Annotated in this window: 1 protein-coding gene and 1 pseudogene; one reads left to right on the forward strand and one right to left on the reverse strand. The window is 69.4% G+C overall.

The window, feature by feature from the left end:
• Positions 1-213, reverse strand: a pseudogene (locus tag AXW62_RS36250) (hypothetical protein); the annotation flags it as partial.
• Between the two features lie 365 nt (positions 214-578).
• Between AXW62_RS36250 and AXW62_RS36255 the strand changes: the two are divergent.
• Positions 579-2226: sensor histidine kinase (locus AXW62_RS36255; RefSeq protein ID WP_174556472.1), on the forward strand; the 1648-nt coding region annotated here is incomplete at its 3' end.

Genomic DNA, 2226 nt, shown 5'->3' on the forward strand with positions numbered 1-2226 from the left:
GGCGAGCACGGCGGGGAAGGCGGACCACGAGCCCGCCAGGGTGCACAGCGTCGCGACCATCGTCTGTACCAGCGTCACGGCAATGATGATCACCGCCCGCACCGCGGACGAGCGCACCGGATCGGGCAGCCGCCGCCTGCGCGCCGGCTCCTCGGTCCACAGCGGCCGGGCTCCGTGTGCCGGGATGTCGCGATCCTTGTCCATCGCGTCCATGACGCTCCCACCCCTTTCCGTGGCTGCTCCGGTGCGGCCGAGTCAGATAGCGGGACTTGGGTCGTATGCCCCCCTAGTGTGCCCGTCTGGATCACGAATGGCACCGGCCGGGGGTTCCCCTGGGGAGGGGAAAACCGGCCAAGTGCGGCCGGAGGGGCGCGTCGGGCGGTCGGCGGGGGAGTGCCGAGCGGCGGGGGGTAAGTCGGGGAATCGCCCGACAACTCATGATCACGGAGTGTAAGGAACTCCCTGCATCACGTGGACACACCTTCGATCCGAACCAACCGGCAGTAGTAGGCTCGCGCCGCTCGTTGTCGGAACTCGGCACATCGCCCCCGGAGTTCGGGGATGACGTTGGGGAGGCCATGCGCTTTCGCGGTAAGTCCATCCGCAGGAAGATCGTGGCGCTGTTGCTGGTGCCGCTGGTGTCACTGACGGCGATCTGGGCCTTCGCCACGGTGATCACCGGCCGGGAGGCCAAGCGGCTGCTGGACGCCTCCGACATCATCGACAAGGCGGGCCAGCCGGCCGAGGTCGCGGTGCACGCGGTGCAGAACGAACGCCGTCAGACGCTCATCCTGCTCGCGGATCCGCGGCGGTCGGACGCCCTGCCCGTACTCCACTCCCTGCAACGCAAGACCGACCAGGCCATCGACACACTGCGGGCGGCCGAATCGGACGGCGATGTACACAGCAAGATGAACGGCGACTCCGAGGAACAGCTCGACAACATCCTCAAGGCCGCGGACGGACTGGACAGTCTGCGCCGCAAGGTCGAGGACAGCGGGATTTCGTCCACCCAAGCATATGAGTATTACAACAAGCTTGTCGATCTCTGCTACACCTTCCGCAGCTCCCTGCACGCGGTGCCCGACACCGATCTCGACAAACAGGGCCGTGCGCTGGTCGCCATGATCCGCGCCCGGGAGGCGCTCTCCCGCGAGGACGCGCTGTACGTCTCGGCGCTGACGGCGCGCACGATGACGATGGCGGACCTCCGGACGGTCTCCGACCTCATCGCCGAGCGCACCCTGCTCTACGAGATCAACCTGCCGATCCTCCCGGACTCGGAGCAGAAGATCTTCGCCGACTACCGGCGCACCAACGCCGCCCCCGCCGCCCTGCGGGTGGCCGAGGGCAAGATCCTCTCCTCGATGGACCCCGCCACGGCCATCCGGGCGCTGGACCGGGAGCACTGGGAGGCCGCGGCCCACCCCGTCCTCAACGACTACGACCGGCTGGGCGACGAGGCCACCGACCGGCTCCAGAAGCGCATCGACCCGGTGGCCAACGCCGTGATGCTCAAGGCCGGCATCGCCGGCATCCTCGGCCTGATCGCCTTCGTGGTCTCCGTCCTGGTCTCGTTCCGGATCGGCCGCGGCCTGGTCCGCGACCTGTCCCGGCTGCGCAAGGACGCCCAGGAGGTCGCCAGCGTCCGGCTGCCGAGCGTGATGCGCCGCCTCGGCGCGGGCGAGCAGGTCGACATGGAGACCGAGGCACCGCGGCTGGACTACGGCCCCGATGAGATGGGGCAGGTGGGCCAGGCCCTCAACACCCTCCAGCGGGCCGCCGTCGAGGCGGCGGTCAAACAGGCCGAACTGCGCCAGGGCGTCTCGGAGGTCTTCGTCAACCTCGCCCGCCGCAACCAGGTGCTGCTGCACCGTCAGCTCACCCTCCTGGACGCCATGGAGCGGCGCACCGAGGACACCGACGAACTGGCCGACCTGTTCCGCCTGGACCATATGACCACCCGTATGCGGCGGCACGCCGAGGGCCTGGTGATCCTCTCCGGCGCGGCCCCCTCCCGGCAGTGGCGCAAGCCGATCCAGCTGATGGACGTGGTACGCGCCGCCGTCGCCGAGGTCGAGGACTACGAGCGGATCGAGGTCCGCCGGCTGCCCAGGATCGCGGTCATCGGGCCCGCCGTCGGCGACCTCACCCAGCTCGTCGCCGAACTCCTGGAGAACGCCACCGTCTTCTCCCCGCCGCACACCGCCGTCCACGTGCACGGTG

The sequence above is a fragment of the Streptomyces hygroscopicus subsp. hygroscopicus genome (genome assembly GCF_001553455.1).
Classification (GTDB): domain Bacteria; phylum Actinomycetota; class Actinomycetes; order Streptomycetales; family Streptomycetaceae; genus Streptomyces; species Streptomyces hygroscopicus.